Origin of the sequence: Asaia sp. VD9 (assembly GCF_037150015.1) — a bacterium.
GTDB lineage: Bacteria > Pseudomonadota > Alphaproteobacteria > Acetobacterales > Acetobacteraceae > Asaia.
The window spans coordinates 152,752-177,699 of record NZ_JBBCQM010000007.1; the positions used below are offsets into that span (position 1 = coordinate 152,752).

Below are 24,948 nucleotides of genomic sequence, written 5' to 3' on the forward strand. Positions count from 1 at the left end.
GGTCAATCCTCGTCGCGTGGACGTCGTGTGAGGACTTCGCGCTTGCCCACATGGTTCGCGGCGCTCACCACGCCTTCCTTCTCCATCTGCTCGATGATCTTGGCCGCCCGGTTATAGCCAATCGAGAGGTGGCGCTGGATGAAGGAGGTGGAGGCCTTGCCCTCACGTGTCACCAGATCGACGGCCTGATCGAACAGGCTGGATTCGGCGTCATAATTCCCGCCATTCATGCCGTTCCCGCTCGATGAGGAACTGCCGCCTTCGTCATCGAGGCTCGAGATCACCTCGTCATTATAGACTGGCTCGCCCTTGCTGCGCAGATCGGCGACCACATCCTCGACCTCGCTATCGGCCACGAAGGGTCCATGCACACGGGTGATACGGGCTGCGCCCTGCATGTAGAGCATGTCGCCCTGGCCCAGAAGCTGCTCGGCTCCCTGCTCGCCGAGAATGGTGCGGCTGTCGAACTTGCTGATCACCTGGAAGGAAATGCGCGTCGGGAAATTGGCCTTGATGGTGCCGGTGATCACATCCACCGAGGGGCGCTGGGTGGCCATGATCACGTGGATACCGGCGGCACGGGCCTTCTGTGCCAGACGCTGGACGGCGGCCTCGATCTCCTTGCCTGCCACCATCATCAGATCAGCCATTTCGTCGATCACTACCACGATATGCGGCATGGTCTCGAGGGCGAGCTGCTGCTCGTCGAAAACAGGTTGACCGGTCTCTGGGTCGAAGCCGGTCTGCACGCGACGCGTCACCAGCTCCCCTGTCGAGCGCACCTGACGCACGCGCTGGTTGTAACCCGTAATGTTGCGCACCTGCAGATGCGCCATGGAGCGATAGCGCTTGTCCATCTCGCGCACGGTCCATTTGAGCGCCGCCACCGCCTTGTTCGGCTCGGTTACGACCGGCGTCAACAGATGCGGAATCCCGTCATAGATCGAGAGTTCGAGAATCTTGGGATCGATCATGATCAGGCGGCATTCTTCCGGCGTCAGCCGATAGAGCAGCGACAGGATCATGGCGTTCACGCCCACGGATTTACCCGAGCCCGTGGTCCCCGCGATCAGCAGATGCGGCATCTTGGCCAGATCGGCATAGACCGGATTGCCTGCGATGTCCTTGCCGAGTGCCAGACGCAGCTGCGCCCCCGGCTCATGGAACTCCGGCGTATCGAGCAGTTCCGAGAAATACACGGTTTCACGCGACGCATTCGGCACTTCAATGCCAATGACATTGCGTCCCGGCACAGTCGCGATACGCACGCTCAGCACCGAGAGCGAACGCGCAATATCATCCGCCAGACCGATCACCCGGGCAGAACGAATGCCCGGGGCAGGTTCCAGCTCATAGAGCGTGACCACTGGCCCCGCATGAATATCGCCGATCTGACCCTGGACCCCGTAGTCGGAGAGCACCTGTTCCAGGAGACGGGCATTGGCCTGCAGGACCTCGTTCGACGGGCCATTTCCCCCATGAGCGGGCGCCTTGCGCAGCAGACCGAGTGAGGGGGGCTGCCACCCTGCACTCTCCCAGCCCTGGCGGGCAGCGGGATCGGGCTGCGGTGGGCTCGGTCGCTCGGCGCGCGCACGCCCGAAACCGAAAAATCCGCGTTTCGGTTCTTCTTCCTGACGGGGGATGGGCGGCGCTTCTTCCGGAAAAGCCGGTGCCTCTTCATGCTCCGCATAGTGCGTCACGGCAGCAGGACGCATGGCGCTTTCCTGGTCCCGCGCAATCTGGGCGAGCTGGACACCATAGGGATTGGATGGCTTGGGCTCGGCCGCTGGGGCTGGTTGCGGGCTCGTTTGTGGTGCGTGAAGGGCTGGCACCGTTTCCTGCGGACGCTCGGGCGGCTGTAGCCAGCCCGTATTGGCCGGAATGAAAGGTGCTCGCGCAGCCTCGCTTTCGCGTCTCGGCGAGGGATAGGGGTGCTCGTGTCGATAGGCCTTTGCTTCGACAGGTTCGTAGCTGCTCCAGTCCGGTGGGGTGCTCTGCCGTGCGCGGTTGCCCACGCGCCGCGCCAGATGTTCCGACCCGCGCCCTACGGAACGCGCGCCCCGGAACAGGGCCAGCCACTCGCTGCGGCGCAGGCCCAATGCAAGCGGAATGAGCAGGAGCGTCAGCAAAAGCCCGAGCAACGAGAAGACAACGCCTCCCGCCTTGCCCATCGTGGCCCGGCCGGTCGATACCAGATGATCGGCCAGAACCAGACCGAGCTGCCCCCCCAACCCGGCGCGGGAAGGCCAGGTTGTCGTCAGGGCCGGAATCAGCACCTGTATCGTGGCAATCAGCGCTGCAGCAACAGGAAGCAGGCAGAAGAAGGCGATAAAACGCAGGATCGGCACGCTGAGCGCATGGTGGCGTACGATCTGCCAGGCCCAGCACAGCATGACGATGATCGGCAAAGCACTCGCGAGCCCCAGCCACTGCACCAGTGCATCGGCCAATGTGGCACCCGGCTGACCCAGCAGATTGGTCGGGACCGATGTCGTGGCCGTGTCAAAAGACGGGTCCTGCGGGTTGTAGCTCCACAAGGCCACACCCAGCGCAAGGGCGAGGGCGAGCAGAATGAACCCGCCCAGCTCCGTCAGCCGGTCATGAAACTGGCTGCGTATCCGGGGGGAAGCGGTGCCTGATGAAAAGAAGCGGCTGAACGAAGCCAAATTCGCGTCTTCCTGTCTTTGCGCAATACATCTTACCCCGCGCATGGGGCATCGAGCATCGTCTGGATATAACTCTGTCGTATGGCAGAACTATAGCGGAACGCCGCCCATAGACGAGAGCAAAAAAGGCTGAAATCTGCCGTTGTGGGGCGCTTATGCGTCTGGTCATGGGACTCTGCCCCATACGCCACCAAAGGGCGGTCTTCCTCCGGACATCTGTTTGAGCCGAACCGGGGATCGACGAAGCTTGTCCCCTCCAAAGGTACGGGGACTCACCTCCGGAGGGTACACCCCGTCAAAGAACGGCCCTCCCCCGCAAACCTGTGTAAGCTTCAGAGGTGATCAAAAAGGTTTAACTCTCCACTTCCGGGATAGAGCCCTGATCTCAGGAGGCGCGCCAGATCCGGATCTGGGCCACGCCGAAGCGGCGCTCGGTGAGCAGAGGGAGATCGACGGCGAGTTCATCCTTGACGGCGGTCTCTGCCACGATCACGGCACCGGGGGCGATCCAGCCCGTGCGGGTCAGCGCCTTGAGGGTGGCCGGGATCAGGTCCTTGCCATAGGGGGGATCGAGAAACACCAGCGAGCACGGCCTGTCAGCGCGCGGGGCACGGGTGACGTCGCAGGTCAGAACAGCGAGATCATGGGAGTCGAAGCGGCAGGCGCGGATATTGGCCGAGATCACGGCGCGAGCGTTGCGATCCTGCTCCATGAAGGTGACGGAAGCCGCACCGCGCGAGAGGGCTTCGAGCCCGAGCGCGCCCGTGCCGGCAAAGGCATCGAGCACATGGGCGCTGCGCATGAAATCCATACCGGCCCAAGGGGCGTGGGCCAGCATGTCGAACACAGCCTGACGTGCGCGATCCGAAGTCGGACGCGTGGTGTCGCCACGCGGGGCCTGCAGGGCAACGCCTTTGCGTTCACCACCGACGATACGCATTATTCGTCTTCGGCTTCCGTGATGGCGGGGGCGGCGTCCTTCACCACGCGTTTGACGCGGCGCGGGGCGGCAGCAAGGCCAGGAATCTGCTCGCGCAGGATCTTGCCCTGAACTTCCTCGATTTCGCGCTTTTGAAGCGTGCCGAGCTGGAAGGGACCGTAGGAAACGCGGATCAGACGGCTGACATGCAGGTTGAGCCCCATCATGACGCGACGGATTTCCCGGTTCTTGCCTTCCTGCAGGCTGACGGTCAGCCAGGCATTATCGCCTTTCTGTGAGTCCAGACCGGCTTCGATGGGCCCATAGCGCACGCCGTCGAATTCCGAGCCATGGGCAAGGGCGGCAAGGCGGCGTTCATCCACCACGCCGAACACCCGGACGCGGTAACGCCGGATCCAGGCATTGGAGGGAAGCTCCAGACGACGGGCGAGTTCGCCGTCATTGGTGAGAAGGAGAAGCCCTTCGGAATTGATGTCCAGACGCCCGACGCTGACGACGCGCGGCATGCCCTCGGGCAGGGAGTCGAAGACGGTGGGGCGGCCCTGCGGGTCACGATGGGTGGTCATCAGCCCGTCAGGCTTGTGATAGCGCCAGACGCGGGTGTGTTCCTTGCTCCCGACCACCTTGCCGTCGAGCTGGATGATATCGCCATCCTGCACGAAGGTGGCAGGATGCTCGACCGAAGCGCCGTTCATGCGGATGCGTCCGGCCTCGATCATGCGCTCGATATCGCGTCGGCTTCCGACGCCCGCGCGGGCCATCCATTTGGCGATGCGTTCGCCGCGTTGTTCTTCGGTCATGCTCGTCTGTCCTGTGGTGTCGCGTGTCGGGCCGCGTCGATGAATCCAGCCAATAGACGCGCATCGCCCGGATCGATAGCGAATTCCGGGTGCCACTGCACCCCCAGAGCGAAAATTCCGTCCTGTGTCTCGATCGCCTCGATCACGCCGTCAGGGGCCAGAGCACTCACCTGGAGTGCCCCAGGGTCGCGTACGCCCTGGTGATGGGAGGAATTTACCTGCATGCTGGTCTGTCCGGTCACCCGGGACAGAAGCGTGCCCGGCAGAATGCCGACTGCATGGCCCGGCTCGTCGCGTGGATTAGGTTGCTCATGGGCGATAGGACCGGGCGCATGATCGGGCAGGTGCTGATGAAGCGCCCCACCCCAGGCGATGGCCATGAGCTGCATGCCCCCGCAAATGCCCAGGATCGGCAGACGTGCGGCGCGGGCGACATGCAGATAGGCCAGCTCAGCATCAGTGCGCCCGGGCTTGAGCGTGGTCATGGGGTGCGGCCTCTCTCCATAGAGCGCAGGATCGGGATCGAACGCGCCCCCTGTGACGACCAGACCGTCGAGGCGCGCCATAAGGGCAGCGGCGAGGACAGGTTCATGAGGCAGCCCGACGGGTAACCCGCCAGCGGCCGTGATGGCGCTGAAATAGTTCTGTCGCAGGGCGTGATAGGGAAAGCGGGAGAAGGCTTCCGACCCGCCTGGTTCGATATCGAGGGTCAGGCCAATGAGAGGCGCGCGTGTCATGAGATGGATGTAAACAGGGTTTTGGGGCAAACAGAAGGCCGATCCATGCCGCACCGAACCACGCAAGAGGGAGAATGGCGTTTCCCATGACCCGCTTTTACACCTCCGAAGCCAGAGTTGGGATCATGGCTGATGCCCTGAACGCTGCGCGCGAGGCTGCAGGCCGGGGCGAGGTGCCCGTGGGCGCGCTGGTACTCGGCCCCAAGGGACAGGTTCTGGCCCGTGCCGCTAATGAGGTCGAAGCACGGCATGATCCTAGTGCCCATGCGGAGATTCTGGCTATGCGCGCGGCGGCGCAAGCGTTGGGGTCGCGCTCGCTTTTGCGCTGCACGCTTGTCGTGACGTTGGAACCCTGCCCGATGTGCGCGGCGGCCATGGTACATTTCCGGCTTGGTCGGGTGATATACGGGGCTTATGACCCCAAGGGCGGCGGGGTGGACCACGGACCACGGATTTTTGAGCAGCCTGCCTGCCTGCATCGGCCGGAAGTGATCAGCGGCGTCTGCGAGCAGGAAAATGCCGCATTGCTGAAGAAGTTTTTCACAACATTGCGGGAATCGGGCGCTTCCTGAAACGGATTACCACGTTTTTACGCATGGCTATTCTGGACGAACCGAACCCCGCTTCATAAGTTCCTTTCACCACACCGCACCCTGATGGTGCCAACGCTGGAAAGATCATGACTGACGCCATGCATGTTCGTATGAAGCCTTCACGGAAAATCCGTTCTCTGGCGCTTGTTGCGGCCACCGCGCTATCGCTGGGTGCTGGCGTGACCGCCCCCGCCTGGGCCGAGGGACCGATCACCCCCCAGACGCAGCTTCAGACCCTGCCGAATTTCGTCAATCTGGTGAAGCAGGTGAAGCCTGCGGTCGTTTCCATCACCTCGCATATCCGCGCCGATGTGGCCGAGCAGGAAGAGGGCGGTGGTGGTGGCGGCCAGCAGATGCCGCAGGGCATGCCTTTCCCGTTCCCTTTCCCGTTCCAGATGATGCCGCAGCAGCAACAGCCGCATCGTACGGTCGAGGCGCGCGGTTCGGGCTTCATCATCTCCAATGATGGTTATATCGTCACCAACAACCATGTGGTGAATGGCGCGACCAAGGTATCGGTCACGCTGGATGATGGTACGACCCTGCCCGCCAAGATCGTGGGGCGTGACCCCAAGACCGATGTGGCGCTGCTCAAGATCAAGCCCAACGGCAAGCTGCCCTTCATCGAGCTGGGCGATTCAGACAATGTGCAGCCCGGTGAGTGGGTGGTGGCTGTGGGTAACCCGTTCGGTCTGGGCGGTACGGTCACGGCAGGTATCGTCTCTGCGCGCGGGCGTGACCTGAATGCAGGGCCGTATGACGATTTCCTTCAGATCGATGCGCCCATCAATCACGGCAATTCCGGCGGTCCGCTCTTCAGCCAGAACGGCAAGGTCATTGGCATGAATGCCGCCATCATCTCGCCCTCGGGCGGGTCGATCGGCATTGGCTTTGCTATCCCGTCGAACACGGTCAAGAGCGTGGTGGACCAGCTTCGTACCTCAGGGCATGTGACACGCGGCTATCTGGGCGTGCTGATGCAGCGCATCTCGCCCACGCTGGCACAGGCGCTGGGTCTGAAGCCAAGCGAGCCAGGCGCACCGCCCGAGGGGGCGCTGGTGGCTCAGGTCACCAAGGGCGGTCCGGCGGACAAGGCCGGGCTGAAGAGTGGCGATGTGGTGACGGCGCTCAACGGGTCCAAGATCAAGAGCGTGCATGATCTCGTGGTCCATACTGTGTCGATGAAGCCAGGTACGGATGCGACGCTCACCATCCTGCGCGATGGCAAGAGCCAGACCATCACCGCCAAGATCGGCAACATGCCCAAGGATGGCGAGGGGGCAGATGCCACGTCGAGCGATGACAGCGCGCAATCCGGCAGCGGCAAGATCGGAATCTCACTCGCTCCGCTCTCACGTGACATGCGTCAGCAGCTTGGGGTGGATGACACCGTCAAGGGCGCCGTGATCAGCCAGATCGTGCCTGGGTCGCCAGCAGAGCAGGCGGGTGTGCGCCCGGGTGACATCATCCAGGCCGTGGGCAATACGGCAGTCGATAATCCTCGCGCGGTGCTGACAGCCGTACGCGGTGTCATGAAGAACAAGCAGCCGGTCCTGTTGCGCGTGCTGCGCGATGGCCAGCAGATCTTCATCGCGATCGCTCCTGCCGGCAGCGATACGGATGATGATGGCAGCGACGACGGTAACTGAGAGGGCCTCCCAGGCAAGAGAACGGTCTGATGCAAGGGCGGGGTTTTTTGACCCCGCCCTTTTTGCGTTTTGTGGCGATCCACGGATCGGACGGCGGGCGGAATTTGCGGCACAGCTCCCGCTGCGGCACAGTGGAGTCATGACCCGTATCTTCATTGATTCCGATGCCTGTCCGGTCAAGGACGAGGTCTATCGCGTGGCTGGACGCTATGGACTGCGCAGTTTCGTGGTGGCCAATCGCATGATCGCCCTGCCGGATTCGCCGCTGATCGAACGCGTGGTAGTCGATGCTGGGCCGGATGTGGCCGATGACTGGATCGCTGAACATTCGGTCGAGAACGACATCGTGATCACTGCTGACATCCCGCTGGCGGCCCGCTGTGTCGAGAAAGGCGTGCATGTGATCGAGCCCAAGGGCCGCATCCTCGACGGCGATGCTATCGGTATGGCACTGGCCATGCGTAATCTCATGACCGATCTGCGTTCGGCAGGAATGATGACGCCGGGTGGTGCCTCATTCGGCAAAGCCGATCGCTCGCGCTTCCTTTCTGCGCTCGACACACTGGTGAACAAGGCCCGCAAACCCCGTCTGCGCCCGATGACCCTGCCACCCGCATAGGTATCGGGCAGGCCGAGAAGGCATCGACGCTTTGCGAAGAAGGGCCTCCTTCCTGGCTTCCCCTTGATGTTTTGAGGGCGTGATATCCATCCCCGCATGGCCGGGACAACAGGAAGCAGGAGATGGAAGAGTGAGGAAACTATCGTTCTGGCAGGCAGGTCAGTTGATGCAGAAGAGCTTCGACCTCAGCTTTCTCAAGCGAGCGGATGTCGTGATCCTGATTGGCGTTCTGATGGCTGTCGAGTGTCTGATTGGAGGGGCCAGACAGATAAATTCTCCTGTCACGACGCAAATCAACGGCGCTCTGCGCAATCCAGCTCTGCTCGTCCTGAGCAGCCTCGACATGATTGCAACGTGGTCTCTGGCGCTGACCGTTACCCGTGCATGGCTTACCTCCCTGCGAGGTGTTGCTCTCTGGCGGCTGGATCGCGGTGCAATGCAGTCCCTAGGTGTCAATGCCATCATACAGGCTTTTCCTGCCGGGCTGACCCTTCTGGCAGCTTCGAGGGTCAGCGATTACCTGAGTGAAAGCACAGCGTTTCCTACGAAAGCAGCTGGAACGAGCCTCCTGTGCGTTCTGGGCGTTTTCTGGATCTGGTTGACCGTACGGTGCTTCGCCATGAGCTACCTCGCCTGGGAGAGCGGAAATGCCGGCTTTCGAATTCGTCGAAGTTATGAGGCGATGAAAGGGCATGTCTGGAGCTACATCTTCTGGAGCGGCGTTCTGACTATCCCCTTCACCCTGATCGTTGTTTTCGCGCAGAAAATTGCTGCTTTTGCTGCGCCTGGCTCATACCTGATGTGGGGGAACCTTTTCGCGGCATGCCTGATTGGGTCTGCAAACCATATCGTGTTGCGCAGCTTCGATCTGCGGTTCTTCGAGGCGCTGGAACTCGACCAACGCGCAGGATCGAAGACGGGCAATCTTTTCGGCTCATACTGACAGCCGAAACGAAAGATGGCCAAATTCTTACAGACGTGTCATGTTTTTTCTGACTGATCAGAGCGATTCTGCTTCTGTCCGTTGGACTACGGAACAGAGCAATCCGATCGAGATTTTTTGCTGACGCTCATTCATCCGGAAATGACCGACACCATGAACGCTTCTCTCTCCCAGACCCCACTCCAAACGGCAACCGAGACCGCCCCCGATACCCTCCTGGCCTCGATGTTGCTCGAGGCGCGACGGACCAACAAGCCGCTGCATACAGTTCCCGAGACCATCGTCCCGATCAATCCCAAGGCCGCCTATGCAGTGCAGGATGTCGTGGCGCGTGTATTGAGCGAGACGGGCAAGGGCGAGATCGTGGGATGGAAAGTCGGTGCGGCCACGCCCACGGCCACCCCGTCCTGCGCACCCCTGCACAAGGCGACGGTCTTCGAAAGCGGCCATGATCTATCTCCCTCCTTCTGCCGTTTTCATGGTGCCGAGGCGGAGATTGCCTATTCCTTTGCAAAGGACCTCCCGGCCCGCAGTACCCCCTGGACGACGGAAGAGGTTGCCGAGGCAATCGGGGCCATTCATGCCGCCATCGAACTGCTCGATACCCGCTTTGTCGCGCCCGATACCCAGCATAACCTGTCGCACCTGGCTGATCAGGGCAGCCATGGTGCGCTGATCGTCGGGCGTGGTGTCACGACGTGGCGGGATTTCACCCCGACCACCCTGCCCATGACCATGCTGGTGAATGGCGAAAAGCGCTACGACCAGTTGGGGGGCAACAAGGCCGGTGATCCGCTGCGTCTGCTCACCTGGCTGGCCAATCACGCGATCGAACGGGGGCGCCCTCTCCGTGCTGGCGACGTGGTAACCACCGGCTCCACTATGGGCACGCTGTTTCTGGAAGACCCCTCCGACATCTGTGTGTCGTTCGAGGGGCTCTTTCCCGTCGAGGCCCGGATTGGCAGGCCGTTCCGCAGTCAGGGAGAATGATCTTGAGCCAGGCGCCCTTGCGCGCCTGTGCCGAACGCCCAGGCTGAAGGTGAACCCCAGGCCGGTCCGCCGTTCTTCGCGCTATACAGGCGAACGGGAACGTCCGTCCGGACGTTCTGGTGGTATGGGGCGGAGGGTGTCGCAGATGCCCTGTCGGCCATTATGCCGCATCAGCGCTGCGATGATGTTCTCGGGAGACCCTCCACCGGAGAGCGTTTCAAGGAAAGCTGCGTCACGCCAAGGTGATAAGCCTCCCGGCCCAGATGTTCCTAGGGTTGCCGCGCACGCAACCCGCAATACGGACGGATCATGACCAGAAAAACCGATATTCTGATGATCGACCCGATGTCTGCCGAGTTCAACGAGCAGCTTGGATCACCTTTTCATCTGCACCCGTTCAGTACGATCGAGGCGCTGGGCGCGTTGGCCGAGCGTATCGAGGGCGTCACGACAGGCGGCGGGAGCGGCCTGCCCCGACCGATCATGGACGCCCTGCCCAATCTCAAGGTCATTTCCGTCAACGGTGTCGGGTATGACAAGGTCGATCTGGATGAGTGCCGTCGACGTGGCATCAGGCTTGCTACCGCCCAGGGCGTGCTGACCGATGATGTGGCCGACATGGCGATAGGATTGATGCTCGACACGGTGCGCGGCATCACGGCCAGTGACCGCTTTGTCCGTGCCGGGCAATGGGGCAAGGCGCCCGTTCCGAATTCGTGGACGCTGAAAGGCAAGAAGCTTGGCATTGCCGGGTTCGGGGCGATCGGCAAGGCGGTGGCAAAGCGGGCTGCCGCCTTTGACATGACCATCGCCTATTTCAGTTCGCGCGAGCAGCCGGACACGCCGCACTATCCATTCTATCCGGAACTGAGGGTTCTGGTCGAATGGGCCGATGTGCTCGTGCTTTGTGTGGCCGGGGGCGCGCGTTCCTATCATATGATCGACCACGCCATACTCGAAGCCCTGGGACCAAGCGGCTTCCTGATCAACGTGGCGCGTGGCACGGTGGTGGATGAAGCCGCCCTTCTGAAGGCACTGCAAGACGGTACGATACGCGGTGCGGGGCTCGATGTGTTCGAACAGGAGCCGCATGTGCCCGAGGCATTTTACGGCCTCGATAATGTGGTGCTTCAGGCGCATCGCGCCAGTTCCACTGTCGAGACGCGCCATGCCATGGGGCGTCTGGTGTTCGATAATCTGGCGGCGTTCTTTCAGGGGGAGCCGCTTTTGACCCCGGTTCTCTGACCTGCCAGATGCGCCTTACCTGAGAGGTCCTGCACGCTCGTTCGACCGGTGCGAAACCGGTCGAAATGCAGATTATTCCCCGGCTTTTGCGGCAGCGGCGCGCTCGGCAGAACATAGAGCCGATCATTGGGCTCGTCGAAAAGCACGATATGGTTCTGGAAGAAATCTGTCCCGAGAAGTCCCATGGCGAGATCGTCCTGGGCGTAGACAGACATAGGGCCGAGTGACAAGTCACCCAGACGCATCGACTTTACGGTCGTGCGCCTGAGACGCGAATGAATGGTGCCGTAAAGCGCAACACCGGAATTTCCTGTCGGGTCGGCAGGATCGTCTTTCACCGGGGCGAGCCATTTAGCCGGTATCGTGGTGACCGGTGCATCGGGATCGAGGGAGAAATCACGCTCGACTCCGTCGATGCTGATCGCGATCAGACCTTTTCCATAGAGAGGCAGGACCTGCGCTCCGATGCCCATCAGCGCAGCTTGTGCAGAACGACATGCTGCATCATGGCTGAACCGGATCAGGGCAAAGGCGCTGTGGGGCATGTCGATCAGCACAGCGAGATTTGAGAAAGCCTCGCGCCCGATCACCCCGATCAAAGGGCGTGTGCCAATTTTCTGGGTCGGGTAATCCTCGAGCTGAATCATGTCCGGCGTCCCCATATCGAGGGGACCAATCGTCAGGTGTCCCGCCCGGATGAGGGGCTGAGGGTCGGTATAGACCCCGTTTGTCGTGATCATGCGGGATTGATGGGTATCGTAGGTATCGAAACCGTCCATATCCCCGACATAGAGCTTGTCGAAACCATGCGAGAAATAGAGCGCGATAGGGCGGCTATCCAACGTGGCGGGGATAATGGGTGAATCGCCCGATCCACCCAGAAGCGGGAGAGTCACTGCCCCTTCTATGCAATCCGGCTGGGCCGGGTCGCCTGTGGCCTGTGCCACCTCAGAAAAGGTGATACCGAGGCACACCAAGAGGAAGAGGCAAAGCGCCTGCCGTGTCACACCATAGACGCCAGAGTGCTCCCCCGGACGATACAGGATGGTGCCAGCCGGACTCATCTCAGTTGGCTATCCTTGCTGCCTCTGCGATTGATACCGGTGAAAACCGGTCTTTTGTCACGCTCGGACTGGCAGTCGACGCACAGCTTCACGCCGGGGAGCGCCTTTTGCCGTGCGGGGGGTATATCCTCACCGCAATTTACGCATTCCGCAACGCTTTCACCATGGGGCATGGCGGCACGGGCTCGGCTCACGGCGTCGGCTATCGTGTCGTCAATCTGGTCCTGAACGGCTCCATCCGGAGCCCACCCTGTTGCCATCGGTCTGATCCCCTTCCTGCAGGTCCCTGATGTTGGATCTGTGACCCGCAGCCTCAAGATGCCCGCGCGATTCAGGCGTTGTTTCCGGGCAGCGTCTTTCGGGAATCAGCGTCCAGATTCCTCGTTCCTTCGCTCATCCCAAGAATGGGGTCCCTCGCAATACGCCCGGTCCTTGCGGGAGGCACATCCAGTCAGCGCCTGGAGAAGAACTGCCCCTCAGAATGGCTGGGTTCGACCGACCATGGCAGGATAGACTGGGGTCAGGGGCCAGCCGGAAAAAGGGGGGGGCATGATGTTGGGACCCAGGTTTTGCAGCCTGTGGGGAAAGCGGAGCGCGCTTCCTGCGTCTTCTCTCCTGTGACGGGAGGGCAGAAAATAGACCGTGTTTTTTGGATAGTCGAAAAGCACGACATGCCGCTCGAAAAACTCGAGCCCCAGCCCGGCTGCAGGGGGGGCGCGGTCGCGTTCCCCTGAATGGGAGATGTCTCGATCCGTCTCAGTAGGCTCCGTCCCATCCTCCAGATGGAAGGATGTATCCGCAATGCCGGGGGCCCCGGTGATGGGCAGGACTGCCTGGACTGTCGCGGGCTTGTTGCGATTGGGCGATCCGTCTGACGCTGAAGCAGCCGCCCAAGCGCGTGGCAGAGTGTTCACCGCCCTGTTCGGGTCCAGCATCACGGCGCGCTCGATCCCATTCAGCGTGATCCGTGCCCTATCCTGCGTGTCGAGCGGAAAAGCCGCCTCACCGGCACCCAGAAAATCCGCGCGGGCGTTCTTGCATGAGGCATCGTCGCTGAAGCGTATGAGTGCAAAGACCCCATGGGGCAGGTCCAGCAGGACAGAGAGCTTTGCAAAAAACGAGGGGCCGATCACCCCGATGACAGGACGCGAGCCGATAAACCGGGCAGGAAACGCATTGAGTCTGACCATGCCCGGGCTGCCCAGTTCCAGATCGCCCAGCTTGAGCCGCTCCGGCTTGAAGATGCTGTAGTCATCGCCTTTCACCCCATCCAGAAGGAGCGAAGTCCTGGTGTTCGTATCTTCCCCGGCATAGGGCGTGATATCTCCACCGTACAGCCCGTCCACGGTTGTCGAATAATAGAGCGCAACCGGCTTGCCCTGCATCGTGGCAGGAAGAAGAGGTGCATCGCCCGATCCGCCCAGGAGGGGCAGGGTGAACGCCCCCAGGATGCATGAGGCGGGCTGGGCCCTGGCGGGAGAGATGAGGACGACCAGCGCCAGAGTCAGACCGGGGATCGTTCGCAGGATAAGGTTCAACACGACAGAATGTCCTTGCTGCTGCGATGCGAGGCTCCGGACGGGCAGGGTAATGCATCGCGCCTGCCGGGATAGTCATGACGGCGCAGACAGATAGGCAAGCCACGTTGTCGTGGGGGGGCGGGCCCCCAGACGTCGCTCGTTAATGTCAAGCGTTCCAGTGGCCGCTGTATGAGGCATGATGTGAGGGCGTCATTCCACATCGGCGCGAGGCGAGGGTTTCCGACGTTATGCGTCTTCTGCCTGCACGGTCTGCGTCGAGACTATCTGCTTCCAGGGAGATTGGGCTCAAGATGAAGGGTTGGGTCGACCCTAGTCCCGGCGTCGTTCTCCCACCTGACGAGGTGGCCGCAACAGCTTGCGGCCTCATCATGACGGTACCGGAAATAAGCCGAACCTGTTTTGATGCCCTTCGTTCACAACGCTGAGAGAGAGGGTAAGGCGTGGATCATCGCGATCATGGGAACGGTATTGCGGTGGTGCGGCCCCTGCCAAGGCGGGAATTGTTCGATTCCGCTCAGGCTGCCGCTCATCTTGGGCTGACGCCCGGGCTGTTCAGGGCGCTACGCTTTTTCCGCTGCGGCCCGGCTCCTCTCAGGATCCAGTCCCGCATCGTCTATCGTCGGACAGAGCTGGACAGGTTACGCCATGAATGGTGCACGGCAGTGCAGGTCCGCGCCGAAGACCGGCTCAGTCTTTCTCCCGACCCCGATCAGCCCCCTGCCAGAACTCCTTATCAGTCTCGTTCCCTGCCTTACCCGCTGGATCCCCTGATGCGCATTCTGGCGCTTCGGGCCATACGCCATCGTATTGTTGTCTCGATCCTGTGGGTCATGGCGATCATTGGCGGCGGTATCTCGCTCATTTTCTACTGACCCGCCATTTCCCGGCGTTCCATGAAGGAATGAAAATCATGCGCTCCCGTCTGCCTGCCATCACGTTCTATGGCTCACTCGCCTGCAATGCTGCGCTTCTGGCCCTTGGAAAGGTCAGAACCGGCAGGGCGGCGAGAGGGGTGAACTGCACCACCCATTGGCTCAAGGGCGAGGAGGCCGCCTCGGTGGAGGATCTGGATCTGGTTCACTCCGGCACAGGGGTCGCGACCAATGTGGCGGCCATATTGTTCTGGGCCGTGCTGTATGACCGCGCGCTTGGCCGACAGCCGGGCGGGGCCCGGGCGCTGTTCGCCACGCTTGCTCTCGGGCCGGTTGCCGCTCTGGCTGATTACAAGGCGACCCCCAGACGCTTCACGCCAGGCTGGGAGCTTGTGTTCTCGAAGAAGGATATGGCGATCATCTACGCCGCCATGGTGGCGGGTATGGCGTATGGCGCCTTGTCAGGACGCCGGGAAGTGTCCTGACAGACATGATCTAGATCCCGGCCCCGAAACGGTCCGGGCTGGGCCTGACTCAGGCGGTACCGCCCACAGTGAGTCCGGCCAGTTTCAATGTGGGCTGCCCCACTCCCACAGGCACGCCCTGTCCGGCCTTGCCACAGGTGCCGATTCCGGGATCGAGCTCCACGTCCTGACCGATCATCGAGATCTTGTTCATCGCATCGAATCCGTTGCCGATCAGGGTGGCGCCCTTGACCGGGCGCGTGACCTTGCCGTCTTCGATCAGATAGGCCTCTGACATGGCAAACACGAATTTGCCCGAGGTGATATCCACCTGACCGCCGCCGAAATCGACGGCATAAAGGCCACGCTTCGTTGAGCGGATCATCTCTTCGGTCGTGGCATCGCCACCCAGCATTAATGTGTTCGTCATGCGCGGGAGGGGGGCGTGAGCATAGGACTGGCGTCGTCCGTTACCCGTGGGTGCCACGCCCATCAGACGCGCATTCAGACGGTCCTGGATGAACCCGCGCAGGATTCCGTCCTCGATCATCACGGTCCGCCCTGATGGCGTACCTTCATCATCGATGGTCAGGGAGCCGCGTCCTTCGGCCAGCGTACCGTCATCGACCACGGTCACGCCGGGGGCCGCCACACGTTTGCCCACCATGTCGCTGAAGCTCGACGTACCCTTGCGATTGAAATCGCCCTCGAGGCCATGGCCAACGGCCTCGTGCAGCAGGATACCGGGCCAGCCCGGACCGAGCACGACATCCATCTCGCCCGCAGGCGCAGGGGCGGCATCGAGGCTCACCTTCGCGCGACGCACGGCCTCATCCACCGCACCCTGCCAGGTTTCGCGCCCCAGCAGTCGGGAGAGCTTGTAGCGACCGCCCATGCCCCGGCTGCCGCTCTCACGCCGTCCGTTGCGTTCAAGCACGACGGAGATGTTCAGCCGCACCAGAGGGCGCAGATCGGCAGTGCGAAATCCGGCACCACGCATGATCTGCACGGCCTGCCATTCGGTGGCGATGCTCGCAGAGACCTGCACCACCTCGGGACCGAGACCGCGCGCGTAAGCGTCGATCTCGCCCAGAACAGCGGCACGCGCGGCAAAATCCGTGTCGCTCAAAGGGCTTTCAGGCGCATAGAGACGCCGATTAGTGGCCTGTGGCGGTGAGGCCAATGTACCACTGCGGCCCTGTCGAACCGCCGAGACGGCGCCTGCCGCACGCTCCAGCGCGCTTTTGCTGATTTCATCGGAGTGGGCAAAGCCGGTTTCCGGTCCGATGACGGAGCGCAATCCAAAACCCGATGACGTATCGAAGCTTGCCGAGCGTATGACACCATCATCAAGGACGATAGACTCGCTTTCCCGATATTCGAGGAACAACTCGCCATCCTCGATCCCTTCCAGAGAGCGGCTGACGATCGCTTCTGCCTCATCGCGCGTGAGCGTTGTGTCCGCGCGCTCGAAAAACAGGCGGTCCGTGACGGCAAGGGCAGAAAGGGGCGTGGCTTCGGCAGGGGAGGTCATGGGGTCGAAAAGCTCCTTCTTGAACCCGAACACATGGCGCGTCCCGGCCCCGAATGCGAGGGGAAAGCCGTCATCGGGGTCAAAAAAGCACGGTTTCAGCGGGTGACACGTGCATTGAACGCGACGAACGCCATCAATACAGCCAGTAATCCGAAGGCGATTGTGAGGCTGCTGGCCTGGGCGATGGCGCCAAGGAGCGCAGGCCCTGCGAGGATGCCAGCATAGCCGATGGTGGTGATGGCCGCGACGGCCGCACTGGTCTTCATGACGTTCTGCCGCCCGGTGGCGTTATAGAGCACGGGCACGATATTGGCGCAGCCGAGCCCGATCAGCAGAAAACCGCCCAGCAGGAGAGGGATGTTCGGGCTCAGCACGACGAGGGCAAACCCGATCGCTGCGGCGCTGCCTCCAAAGGCCATGACCCTGACGCGTCCCAGCCTTGCCACGACATGGTCGCCGGTCAGGCGGCCCAGGGTCATGGCGGAGGCGAACACGGCATAGCCCCATCCCGGCGCGATGCCGAAACTGCTGCGCTCGCCCGAGAGATAGACCCCACCCCAGTCGAGCACTGCGCCTTCTGACAGGAAGGCGATGCCGGTCAGGAGTCCGAACAGCCATACCACGCCGCGCGGCAGGGCAAAGCCGGATCCGCCATCGGGCTCAGGCTGGTTCAACAGCCCCGGCCAGGCAGTCAGGAGCAATATCACAAGGCTGGCTTGTCCTCCCATGACGATCATCCAGGGCGACGCACCGAGCTGCGCGAGCAACATGGGCCCGGCGGCCCCCATCGCGCCGCCAATGCTGAAAAAAGCGTGGAATCCGGAGAGCATGGGGCGGCCGCTCTGTTTTTCGACATCCACCGCCTGGATATTGATGGCGGTCTCTGCCGAGCCGAATCCCACACCCAGACAGAAGACGCCTGCGGCGAGCAGGGGAACGCTGTGCATCAGGGACAAAGGCAGTAGCGCAAGCCCCGACAGGACCATGCCCCCGATTGCCACAGCGCGGCACCCCCAGCGACTGACCCAGTACCCGGCAAGCGGCATGGCGATGACAGAGCCGATGCCGAGGCAGAGCAGAAGCAGGCCCAGAGCCCCGTCATCAAGGCCGGCATGGGCCTTCACAACGGGAACCAGACAGGACCAGAGAGCAAAAAGAATACCGATCAGAAAAAAGACGCTGCGGGTACTGTTTTGCAACCTCTTTGGATCTCTTCTGTTCATCCTGCATTCCTCCCCTGGCGTCCTTGGCTGCCTGCAGCGTCCGAAACGCCCCTCAATGGCACCGCTCTGCCGTCACATCCGTGACAAAATGATGCAACGCCTTCGTGGAGCCGGGGAGCAGACGCAGGCAGGTTCGAGCGCCGCCTGCGCGACGGTGTCGGGTTCAAGGAGATTGCATGACGAGAAACCGCCCCTCATTCGCCCTGTTCCTGCTTGTCGGGGTTTCCGTCTCGGCTCTCGCGCCATGCGCTGCGCGGGCTGCCGTGAGTGACCCGAATCCCGCGATCGACAGCGTTCAAAACCCGGCGAGATCATCTGCGGCGCAGGTCGGAACAGCCGAACCTGCACCTCGTGGTACGGGTGATGACGATCGGACACATCCGGCCCTATCGGCGGAAGGCAGCATGCCAGGGGGCGAGACGGCGCAGCCGGGTGGGCGGGAGCGGGGCGCTGTTCAGCACCAGTCCGCGCAGCCGGCTCCCCTCGCTTCTCCATCGACAGGGCCACGCGAGACGGTGGCCAGTGAGGCAGCGCAATCTCTGCATGTCGGCTCTGTCCCTCAGGATCTGCGTTCGCCGTCGATCGCGCTTGGCGGACTTTTTGCGGCGATTGGCGGCGCGCATCTGGCGCCCGATTTCAAGACCATTGCCGATGCCCGACCGGATGAGGCCCCAGCGACCCTGCTCGCGGATTGGGAGAGTCAGCGCAAGCATCCGGATTTCAGTATCAAGGCGTTTTACGAGCAGCATTTCTCGCCGCCCTTGCGCCGTGACATCTCCTATCGCCGCAAGGCCGATGAGAATATCTATGACTATATTCAGGGTATGTGGGGCGTTCTGACGCGCCAGCCCGACAAGCCTATGTCCTATGCTTCGCTCCTGCCCCTTCCCAATGCCTATGTGGTGCCCGGCGGACGTTTCTCGGAACTTTATTACTGGGATACGTATTTTACGATGATCGGGCTCTATGAGACCGGTCAGTGGGACCTGCTTCGCGGCATGATCAAGGACATGGCCTCCTTGATCGATCGCTACGGCCATATTCCCAATGGAACGCGCACCTATTATCTCAGCCGCTCCGAGCCACCCTTCTTCTCGTTGATGGTCGATCTTCTGGCCCAGCATGACGGTCAGAGCGCCTATCGCAGTTTTCTGCCCCAGTTGCAGAAGGAATATGATTATTGGATGGAAGGGGCGGACAGCCTCAAACAGGGACAGGCCTATCGTCATCTGGTGCGCCTGCAGGATGGCACGCTCCTCCTGCGTCACTGGGACGATCTTGATACGCCGCGTGACGAAAGTTACCCGGAGGATGTGGCAACGGCTGCGCGTGACGGGTCGAGGGCGCCTTCCGAAGTGTATCGTGATCTGCGTGCCGGGTCAGAAACCGGTTGGGATTTCTCGTCACGCTGGTTGGCCGATGGCCATACGCTCGCGACGATCCACACGACCGATCTGGCGCCCATCGAGGTCAATTGCCTGATGGTCCATCTGGAACAGACACTTGAGCATGCCTACGCCCTGACGGGACAGCGCAAGCTCGCACGCGTCTATGGCCAGCGTGCCGATGAACGCACGCTCGCCGTGCGCCGTCTCTTCTGGGATGAGGATCGTCAGGCTTTCTACGATTATGACTGGCGTAAAAACCGCCCCACGGACGTGCTCTCCGCCGCAACGGCTGTGCCGCTATTCCTGCGTCTGGCGTCGCAGGAACAGGCCATGGGTGTGGCTGACACGATCAAGGCGCGCCTGCTGCGCCCCGGCGGGATCATGGCAACCGACCATGAGAGCGGGCAGCAATGGGATGCCCCCAATGGCTGGGCGCCCGAAGAATGGATGGCCATCAAGGGGCTGAACAATTATGGGGCGACCGATCTGGCGGAGACCATCGCCAGACGCTGGATGGCCAGGGTAATCGGCACGTATGAGAAATCGGGCGTGTTGCTCGAAAAATATGACGTCGACTCTCCCACGATCAGCGCCACAGGGGGCAAGGGCGGTGGGGAATATCCAATGCAGATCGGGTTTGGCTGGACCAATGGTACATTGCTTGGGCTGATGCGCCGTTACCCTGACGTGACCGAGCAGATCCTCAAGCACAACCCTCTGGCCGGGCAGCCCGCCATTGATGTCTTGCCACCCAGTGACCCCTATAGTGCGGTAGGACCTGAGGGGAGCCCGCCTGCCGATCCGCCAGCCAAGCCAGCGGGCGAAGTCGAGACCGGCCCGCAGGACGCCAGTGCCCACAAGACTGCGGCCTTGCAGCCCGATGGTACCGACGTGACTGGCGGTGACGGGTCATCAAAGCGCGTTGCCGCACGGGTTGCCCCGCTGGATGAGCGTGTGCCAACCCGCAAGATGACCGCGTATCAGCCCTCCTGAGGAGCGAAATGCAGCGTGAGGCGTCTCAGGGCCTCACGCAATACGGGTTCTGTCTTGCAGAAGGCGAAGCGGATGAGATGGCGTGGTGGGGACGCCCCGTGCGGGTTGTAAAAGGCCGAGACGGGAATGGCGGCCACCCCGGCTTCAGTCACAAGATCGCGGCAAAACGCCATGTCGTCCCGCCCTTTCGAGTGGGCGCTGATATCGGCCACGACGAAGTAGCTGCCATCGGCGGGCAGGGTCGGAAAACCGAGCGCATGCAGCCCCTCGGCAAAAAGATCGCGGCGTGCGCGTAGGCTGTCGGAGAGATCCTGAAAGAAGTCATCGCCCAGATCGAGCCCGATTGCTACCGCACGCTGCAGATTGGGCGCGCTCGAAAAGGCGATGATCTGATGTGCCTTGGCGATGACTGAGGCGAGTGCGGAGCAGGCGGTGATATAGCCGATCTTCCACCCGGTGACCGAGAAGCTCTTGCCTGCGCTGCCGATGCGTATGGCCCGTTCGCGCATACCCGGTCGGGTCATGAGTGGGACATGCTTCACCCCGAAAGTCAGATGCTCATAGACTTCATCACATACTGCGTAGCAGTCATGTTCGAGCACGAGTGAGGCAATCAAATCGAGTTCCTGCGCGGTAAACACCTTGCCGCTGGGGTTCATCGGGGAGTTCAGCAGGATCAGCTTGGTCTTGTCTGAGAAAGCTGCACGGAGCGTATCCTCCGGAAGATGCCAGTCCGGCGCTTCCACGCGCACGCAGCGCGGTATGGCACCCAGCATCTTGAGTACTGGCAGATAGGTGTCGTAGAGCGGCTCGATCAGCACGACCTCGTCCCCGGGCTCGATGAGCGCCATCAGGCTCACGGCCAGGGCCTCAGTCGCGCCCGAGGTGACGATGACCTCACGCGCCGGATCGACGGTAAGTCCATAATCGCGCTTGTTGGCGCGCGCCACCGCCTCCCGCAGTTCCGGTAGGCCGGTCAGGGGGGCATATTGGTTGCGCCCGTCCTTCAGGGCCGCCGCAGCCGCTTCGATCAAAGAGGCTGGCCCTTCTGTATCCGGAAAGCCCTGACCCAGATTGACCGCATCATGCGCCATGGCGAGCTGCGACATTGTCGTAAAGATCGTGGTCGGCAGGGAGTTGAGAAATGCATTGGGGGATTTCATGCCGTGCCTGCCTTTTAGAGGAAGTCGGTATGATACCGGCTAAATCAGGCCTGTAAAATCCAGCTTTTCGCCCTGGGTCGCTGCGCGTGCATTCCTTTCCCCGAACCGGAGATCATCCGGGCGATATGTCCCGTTCCGCGCTCGATGATGATGGGGGATAGATGAGGGACATTCCGGCTTCGGGGTCGTGGGCGGGGCGAGATCAGATGCTTTGAACCTGCCCGTCAGACATCGAGCGAGCGCCCGGGGCAGATCGCGCACGCGAGGGACAAAAGCACGGTCAAGACCGGGACTCCGTCGGTCGAGAGCTATCACAGTCGCGTGGGGCGCAGAAAAAAACATCGATAAGGGAGCGAAACGCTCCGATATGCTATTTTTGTTGGTCTGTCATGCGTCGTTTTGCTTCCGGAAAGGGATGCCGGGGTGCGTACGAGACGCCCGAAGGGGGTTTTTCGTTACGCCAGCCCCTCAAAAAGCCTTCGGAATACTCGACAGTTCGCGAATCCTGTCCTAATCGTTTTGCAGCCGATCAGTGCGGCCCCTTGAGGCAGATACAGGTATTTGACAAATGGCGAAAAAAGCTCCAGCCGCGGCGTCCAAGGCTGCGTCTTCCACGATTGCAGCACCGCCCAAGCCGGGCAAGCCGGACAGCGCCGCTGTAAAGCGCGTTTTCGAGCTGATGCAGGAACACTCGGTCGAGCTGGTTGACCTGCGCTTCACCGACCCGAAGGGCAAGTGGCACCACACCACGCAGTGGCACACCACTATCGAGGAAGACACCTTCGTCGAAGGCTTCATGTTCGACGGTTCGTCGATCGCTGGCTGGAAAGCCATCAATGAATCCGACATGGTGCTTCTGCCCGACCCGACCACGGCCGTCATGGACCCGTTCTCGGCCAAGCCGCAGCTGATCCTGATCTGCGATATCGTCGAGCCCCGCACCGGCAATTTCTATGCCCGTGACCCGCGTGCGACCGCCAAGGCTGCCGAAGCCTACCTGAAGACCACGGGCCTGGGCGACACCGCCTTCTTCGGTCCCGAAGCCGAGTTCTTCATCTTCGACAACGTCAAGTTCGGCACGGGCCCGAATTACGGCACATATCAGCTTGACAGCATCGAAGGCCCCGATGCCTCGATGAAGGACTATCCGGAAGGCAATATGGGCCATCGTCCGGTGGTCAAGGGCGGCTACTTCCCGGTTGCTCCGGTCGATAGCGAAGGCGATCTGCGCGCCGAGATGCTCTCCACCATGGGTGAGATGGGTCTGCCGATCGAGAAGCACCATCATGAAGTGGCGCAGTCGCAGCATGAACTGGGCACCAAGTTCGCGACGCTGGTCCAGTCGGCCGACTTCATGCAGATCTACAAGTACTGCGTGCACAACGTCGCCCATTCCTATGGCAAGACGGCAACCTTCATGCCGAAGCCCATCGCTGGCGATAACGGCTCGGGCATGCATGTGCATCAGTCGATCTGGCGTGATGGCAAGCCGCTTTTCGCGGGTGACCAGTATGCCGGCCTGTCGGAAGATGCGCTGTTCTATATCGGTGGCATCATCAAGCACGCCAAGGCGCTGAACGCCTTCACCAACCCGTCGACCAACTCCTACAAGCGTCTGATCCCGGGCTTCGAAGCCCCCGTGCTGCTCGCTTACTCGGCCGCCAATCGTTCGGCTTCGTGTCGTATTCCGTATTCGGTCGGCCCGAAGGCGAAGCGTATCGAGGTCCGTTTCCCGGATCCGACCGCCAATCCTTACCTTGCTTTCTCCGCCATGCTGATGGCCGGTCTGGATGGCATTCGCAACAAGATCCACCCCGGCGAAGCCATGGACAAGGATCTGTACGAACTGCCGAAGGAAGAGCTGGCGCAGATCCCGACGGTTTGCGGTTCGCTCCGTGAAGCCCTCCAGGCTCTTGAGGCCGATTTCGCATTCCTTCTGGAAGGCGATGTCTTCACCAAGGACCAGATCGAGAGCTATATCGAACTGAAGTGGAAAGAAGTCTACAAGTTCGAGCACACGCCGCACCCGGCCGAGTTCGAAATGTACTACTCGGTCTGATCCGAGACAAAAGCCCGGCCTCAGCGCCGGGCTTTTTTATGGCCGTGACGCGCACTTCCAGCTTTTCGCCGCCAGTCGAGCGGATGGGGCAAATGCTGGGCCGGCTCGCGAGAGCGTCTCATTCTCTGGGCTAGGCTTCAGGGCAGGCCAGCCATAGAGGGCGCGAGTCCGATCGTGCAAGGGACCAAGGGGCAGTTCGAGCCCAGCCTGATTGTTATCCCTGACAGACGGAGGGCTAAGATGCTCGTCCGTGTAGGGAAGGTGGGTGCGCTCGAACAGGACCCATAGGCATCCGCCGCTCCTCAAGCGAGCCGATCGTCTCAGCCACTCGGTCGCGGCCGCACAATGCTACTCGGTCCGGTCCGGAGGGCCCCCAGTCAGCCTGGCCGCGGAGCAACGTCTGTTCCCACCGTCTGGTGTGAGCGCGCTGTTGCGGACCGCGTACCCCTGCATGCGCTGTCTGGATCAGTTGGGTAGTCGAGGTGGGAAAGATCTTGACGAATCTTCCATTACCGACGACAAGCGACCCATCCATGGTCTTGCCGGGTTAGCACAGTGGTAGTGCAGCGGTTTTGTAAACCGAAGGTCGGGGGTTCAAATCCCTCACCCGGCACCAGAAATCCTTATAAATCATAGGTTTTAGCAAGCGTATTGTGCGAACGAATCGAGCTCATCGCACGGTATGTCGGACAAAAAGCCGGATATATCCTCTCGAGAATCACTCACTCCCTTAAGAGCCATGAGTCTGATTCCACAATCCGTGTTATCTCATGGTGAACAGCCGCGCTTAGAGCTGGGATTAGGCTCGGATTTCAGACGCAGCGCTCGGATCAATGCGCGAACAGCGCTCTAATCTTCGCGCAGGGCGGTGATCCCGCGAGCGTTGACACTATCAGAGATCATGTCGTCGCCATTTTCGTGTGGGGAATTCGTAGGCGCAGACCCTGCATCTCATCCAATAGCCACTCTGCGTGAGGCTGGGCGCTTTTAAAGACTAGAACGGTCTGTAATTCACGGTAATGTTTTAAGAATACAATAATTTGTAAAACACAAACTTATTTTCCTGTGCTTTTCTGCTTTTAGATCAGAAAACTGGAAAATAACATGGTAAATTTAACTGGATTTCTTCCTAAGTCTCTGACGAATATATACATTTATGTGCTGAATGCTGACGGGACAGTTTCTGCCAGTAACGATAATGCGGCGATCGGTCCGCTTACGGCGTCGTATGACGGCAAAACGTGGAAATACACTGACGCCAACGGACAAGTGGTTGTGAGTGCGCAGAACACCACGACCGGAGCATACCAGACCGAAAACGGGTTCATTTCCTATAGCCCGAGCGGGGGCTATATCCTTGTTAGTAATGACAAGATCGCGGACCCTACAAAGGTAAGTTGGTCCAATCAGTCGGGTGTTGTACCGGGATCGACGCCTTTCCCCTCATTTGGAGGTGCCAGCACAT

The 24,948-nt window shown here is 61.2% G+C and carries 21 protein-coding genes and 1 tRNA gene; 12 read left to right on the plus strand and 10 right to left on the minus strand.

Annotated features, from left to right (window positions below; translation table 11 throughout):
* Positions 1 to 2 precede the first annotated feature (2 nt).
* The 4 genes from WFJ47_RS10585 to WFJ47_RS10600 form a co-directional block, all read right to left on the minus strand.
* A complete protein-coding gene (locus WFJ47_RS10585; RefSeq protein ID WP_370264766.1) occupies positions 3 to 2,666 on the minus strand; it encodes a DNA translocase FtsK 4TM domain-containing protein in 2,664 nt (887 codons plus the stop codon).
* A gap of 385 nt (positions 2,667 to 3,051) precedes the next feature.
* The gene (rsmD, locus tag WFJ47_RS10590; RefSeq protein WP_336762878.1) at positions 3,052 to 3,606 is read right to left on the minus strand and encodes a 16S rRNA (guanine(966)-N(2))-methyltransferase RsmD; all 555 of its coding nucleotides are present in this window, start codon (positions 3,604 to 3,606) and stop codon (positions 3,052 to 3,054) included.
* On the minus strand, positions 3,606 to 4,406 hold the full coding sequence (locus tag WFJ47_RS10595; RefSeq protein WP_127099714.1) for a pseudouridine synthase: 801 nt from the start codon (positions 4,404 to 4,406) through the stop codon (positions 3,606 to 3,608). The genes rsmD and WFJ47_RS10595 overlap by 1 nt, the downstream gene beginning before the upstream one ends.
* Positions 4,403 to 5,143 carry a gamma-glutamyl-gamma-aminobutyrate hydrolase family protein gene (locus tag WFJ47_RS10600; RefSeq protein ID WP_336762916.1) on the minus strand — a complete coding sequence of 247 codons (741 nt, stop codon included), beginning with the start codon at positions 5,141 to 5,143 and terminating at the stop codon, positions 4,403 to 4,405. Before WFJ47_RS10600 ends, WFJ47_RS10595 begins: the two co-directional genes overlap by 4 nt.
* A gap of 86 nt (positions 5,144 to 5,229) precedes the next feature.
* Here WFJ47_RS10600 and WFJ47_RS10605 point away from each other — a divergent pair, with 86 nt between their 5' ends.
* The 6 genes from WFJ47_RS10605 (at position 5,230) to WFJ47_RS10630 (ending at position 11,182) form a co-directional block, all read left to right on the plus strand.
* Positions 5,230 to 5,715, plus strand: a complete 486-nt coding sequence (locus WFJ47_RS10605) for a nucleoside deaminase (protein WP_336762881.1) — start codon at positions 5,230 to 5,232, stop codon at positions 5,713 to 5,715.
* Between the two features lie 107 nt (positions 5,716 to 5,822).
* Complete coding sequence (locus WFJ47_RS10610; RefSeq protein ID WP_233581856.1) at positions 5,823 to 7,385, plus strand: Do family serine endopeptidase; 1,563 nt, start codon at positions 5,823 to 5,825, stop codon at positions 7,383 to 7,385.
* A 139-nt stretch (positions 7,386 to 7,524) separates the two neighbouring features.
* A complete protein-coding gene (locus tag WFJ47_RS10615; protein WP_127099720.1) occupies positions 7,525 to 8,004 on the plus strand; it encodes a YaiI/YqxD family protein in 480 nt (159 codons plus the stop codon).
* A gap of 130 nt (positions 8,005 to 8,134) precedes the next feature.
* A complete protein-coding gene (locus WFJ47_RS10620) occupies positions 8,135 to 8,947 on the plus strand; it encodes a hypothetical protein (RefSeq protein ID WP_127099722.1) in 813 nt (270 codons plus the stop codon).
* Positions 8,948 to 9,100: 153 nt separating this feature from the next.
* On the plus strand, positions 9,101 to 9,937 hold the full coding sequence (locus WFJ47_RS10625; RefSeq protein ID WP_336762885.1) for a fumarylacetoacetate hydrolase family protein: 837 nt from the start codon (positions 9,101 to 9,103) through the stop codon (positions 9,935 to 9,937).
* Positions 9,938 to 10,246: 309 nt separating this feature from the next.
* The gene (locus WFJ47_RS10630) at positions 10,247 to 11,182 is read left to right on the plus strand and encodes a 2-hydroxyacid dehydrogenase (protein WP_336762887.1); all 936 of its coding nucleotides are present in this window, start codon (positions 10,247 to 10,249) and stop codon (positions 11,180 to 11,182) included.
* Here the strand turns inward: WFJ47_RS10630 and WFJ47_RS10635 are convergent.
* The 3 genes from WFJ47_RS10635 to WFJ47_RS10645 form a co-directional block, all read right to left on the minus strand.
* Positions 11,149 to 12,246, minus strand: a complete 1,098-nt coding sequence (locus WFJ47_RS10635; RefSeq protein WP_336762889.1) for a hypothetical protein — start codon at positions 12,244 to 12,246, stop codon at positions 11,149 to 11,151. The two genes, WFJ47_RS10630 and WFJ47_RS10635, sit on opposite strands and share 34 nt — an antisense overlap.
* On the minus strand, positions 12,243 to 12,506 hold the full coding sequence (locus WFJ47_RS10640; RefSeq protein ID WP_336762891.1) for a DksA/TraR family C4-type zinc finger protein: 264 nt from the start codon (positions 12,504 to 12,506) through the stop codon (positions 12,243 to 12,245). The genes WFJ47_RS10635 and WFJ47_RS10640 overlap by 4 nt, the downstream gene beginning before the upstream one ends.
* Positions 12,507 to 12,722: 216 nt before the next feature.
* Complete coding sequence (locus WFJ47_RS10645) at positions 12,723 to 13,787, minus strand: hypothetical protein (protein ID WP_336762893.1); 1,065 nt, start codon at positions 13,785 to 13,787, stop codon at positions 12,723 to 12,725.
* Between the two features lie 440 nt (positions 13,788 to 14,227).
* On the opposite strand from WFJ47_RS10645, the gene WFJ47_RS10650 reads away from it, so the two are divergent.
* The gene (locus WFJ47_RS10650; RefSeq protein ID WP_336762894.1) at positions 14,228 to 14,659 is read left to right on the plus strand and encodes a hypothetical protein; all 432 of its coding nucleotides are present in this window, start codon (positions 14,228 to 14,230) and stop codon (positions 14,657 to 14,659) included.
* A 38-nt stretch (positions 14,660 to 14,697) separates the two neighbouring features.
* On the plus strand, positions 14,698 to 15,144 hold the full coding sequence (locus WFJ47_RS10655; RefSeq protein ID WP_336762895.1) for a hypothetical protein: 447 nt from the start codon (positions 14,698 to 14,700) through the stop codon (positions 15,142 to 15,144).
* A 49-nt stretch (positions 15,145 to 15,193) separates the two neighbouring features.
* On the opposite strand, the gene tldD is transcribed toward WFJ47_RS10655, so the two are convergent.
* Positions 15,194 to 16,657, minus strand: coding sequence for a metalloprotease TldD (gene tldD / locus WFJ47_RS10660; RefSeq protein WP_336762896.1), 1,464 nt, complete (start codon positions 16,655 to 16,657; stop codon positions 15,194 to 15,196).
* A gap of 95 nt (positions 16,658 to 16,752) precedes the next feature.
* Entirely contained in the window at positions 16,753 to 17,880 is a 1,128-nt protein-coding gene (locus WFJ47_RS10665) for an MFS transporter (protein ID WP_336762898.1), read from the minus strand.
* A gap of 176 nt (positions 17,881 to 18,056) precedes the next feature.
* Between WFJ47_RS10665 and treF the strand changes: the two genes are divergently transcribed.
* A complete protein-coding gene (treF, locus tag WFJ47_RS10670; protein WP_336762900.1) occupies positions 18,057 to 20,261 on the plus strand; it encodes an alpha,alpha-trehalase TreF in 2,205 nt (734 codons plus the stop codon).
* Here treF and WFJ47_RS10675 read toward each other — a convergent pair.
* Complete coding sequence (locus tag WFJ47_RS10675; RefSeq protein ID WP_336762902.1) at positions 20,249 to 21,424, minus strand: aminotransferase; 1,176 nt, start codon at positions 21,422 to 21,424, stop codon at positions 20,249 to 20,251. The genes treF and WFJ47_RS10675 overlap by 13 nt on opposite strands.
* Before the next feature lie 568 nt (positions 21,425 to 21,992).
* On the opposite strand from WFJ47_RS10675, the gene glnA reads away from it, so the two are divergent.
* From glnA to WFJ47_RS10690, 3 genes are all read left to right on the plus strand, one after another.
* Positions 21,993 to 23,483, plus strand: a complete 1,491-nt coding sequence (gene glnA / locus WFJ47_RS10680) for a type I glutamate--ammonia ligase (protein WP_127099740.1) — start codon at positions 21,993 to 21,995, stop codon at positions 23,481 to 23,483.
* A 541-nt stretch (positions 23,484 to 24,024) separates the two neighbouring features.
* Positions 24,025 to 24,099 (plus strand) — tRNA-Thr (locus WFJ47_RS10685).
* A 659-nt stretch (positions 24,100 to 24,758) separates the two neighbouring features.
* Positions 24,759 to 24,948: hypothetical protein (locus WFJ47_RS10690; RefSeq protein WP_336762904.1), on the plus strand; the 190-nt coding region annotated here is incomplete at its 3' end.

Coding starts and splice junctions, on each gene's coding strand:
- WFJ47_RS10635 (WP_336762889.1), bottom strand. CDS start 12,246: ATGAGTCCGGCTGGCACCATCCTGTATCGTCCGGGGGAGCACTCTGGC.
- WFJ47_RS10640 (WP_336762891.1), bottom strand. CDS start 12,506: ATGGCAACAGGGTGGGCTCCGGATGGAGCCGTTCAGGACCAGATTGAC.
- WFJ47_RS10610 (WP_233581856.1), top strand. CDS start 5,823: ATGACTGACGCCATGCATGTTCGTATGAAGCCTTCACGGAAAATCCGT.
- treF (WP_336762900.1), top strand. CDS start 18,057: ATGACGAGAAACCGCCCCTCATTCGCCCTGTTCCTGCTTGTCGGGGTT.
- glnA (WP_127099740.1), top strand. CDS start 21,993: ATGGCGAAAAAAGCTCCAGCCGCGGCGTCCAAGGCTGCGTCTTCCACG.
- WFJ47_RS10655 (WP_336762895.1), top strand. CDS start 14,698: ATGCGCTCCCGTCTGCCTGCCATCACGTTCTATGGCTCACTCGCCTGC.
- WFJ47_RS10625 (WP_336762885.1), top strand. CDS start 9,101: ATGAACGCTTCTCTCTCCCAGACCCCACTCCAAACGGCAACCGAGACC.
- WFJ47_RS10595 (WP_127099714.1), bottom strand. CDS start 4,406: ATGACCGAAGAACAACGCGGCGAACGCATCGCCAAATGGATGGCCCGC.
- WFJ47_RS10665 (WP_336762898.1), bottom strand. CDS start 17,880: ATGAACAGAAGAGATCCAAAGAGGTTGCAAAACAGTACCCGCAGCGTC.
- WFJ47_RS10675 (WP_336762902.1), bottom strand. CDS start 21,424: ATGAAATCCCCCAATGCATTTCTCAACTCCCTGCCGACCACGATCTTT.
- WFJ47_RS10615 (WP_127099720.1), top strand. CDS start 7,525: ATGACCCGTATCTTCATTGATTCCGATGCCTGTCCGGTCAAGGACGAG.
- WFJ47_RS10600 (WP_336762916.1), bottom strand. CDS start 5,143: ATGACACGCGCGCCTCTCATTGGCCTGACCCTCGATATCGAACCAGGC.
- rsmD (WP_336762878.1), bottom strand. CDS start 3,606: ATGCGTATCGTCGGTGGTGAACGCAAAGGCGTTGCCCTGCAGGCCCCG.
- WFJ47_RS10605 (WP_336762881.1), top strand. CDS start 5,230: ATGACCCGCTTTTACACCTCCGAAGCCAGAGTTGGGATCATGGCTGAT.
- WFJ47_RS10630 (WP_336762887.1), top strand. CDS start 10,247: ATGACCAGAAAAACCGATATTCTGATGATCGACCCGATGTCTGCCGAG.
- tldD (WP_336762896.1), bottom strand. CDS start 16,657: ATGACCTCCCCTGCCGAAGCCACGCCCCTTTCTGCCCTTGCCGTCACG.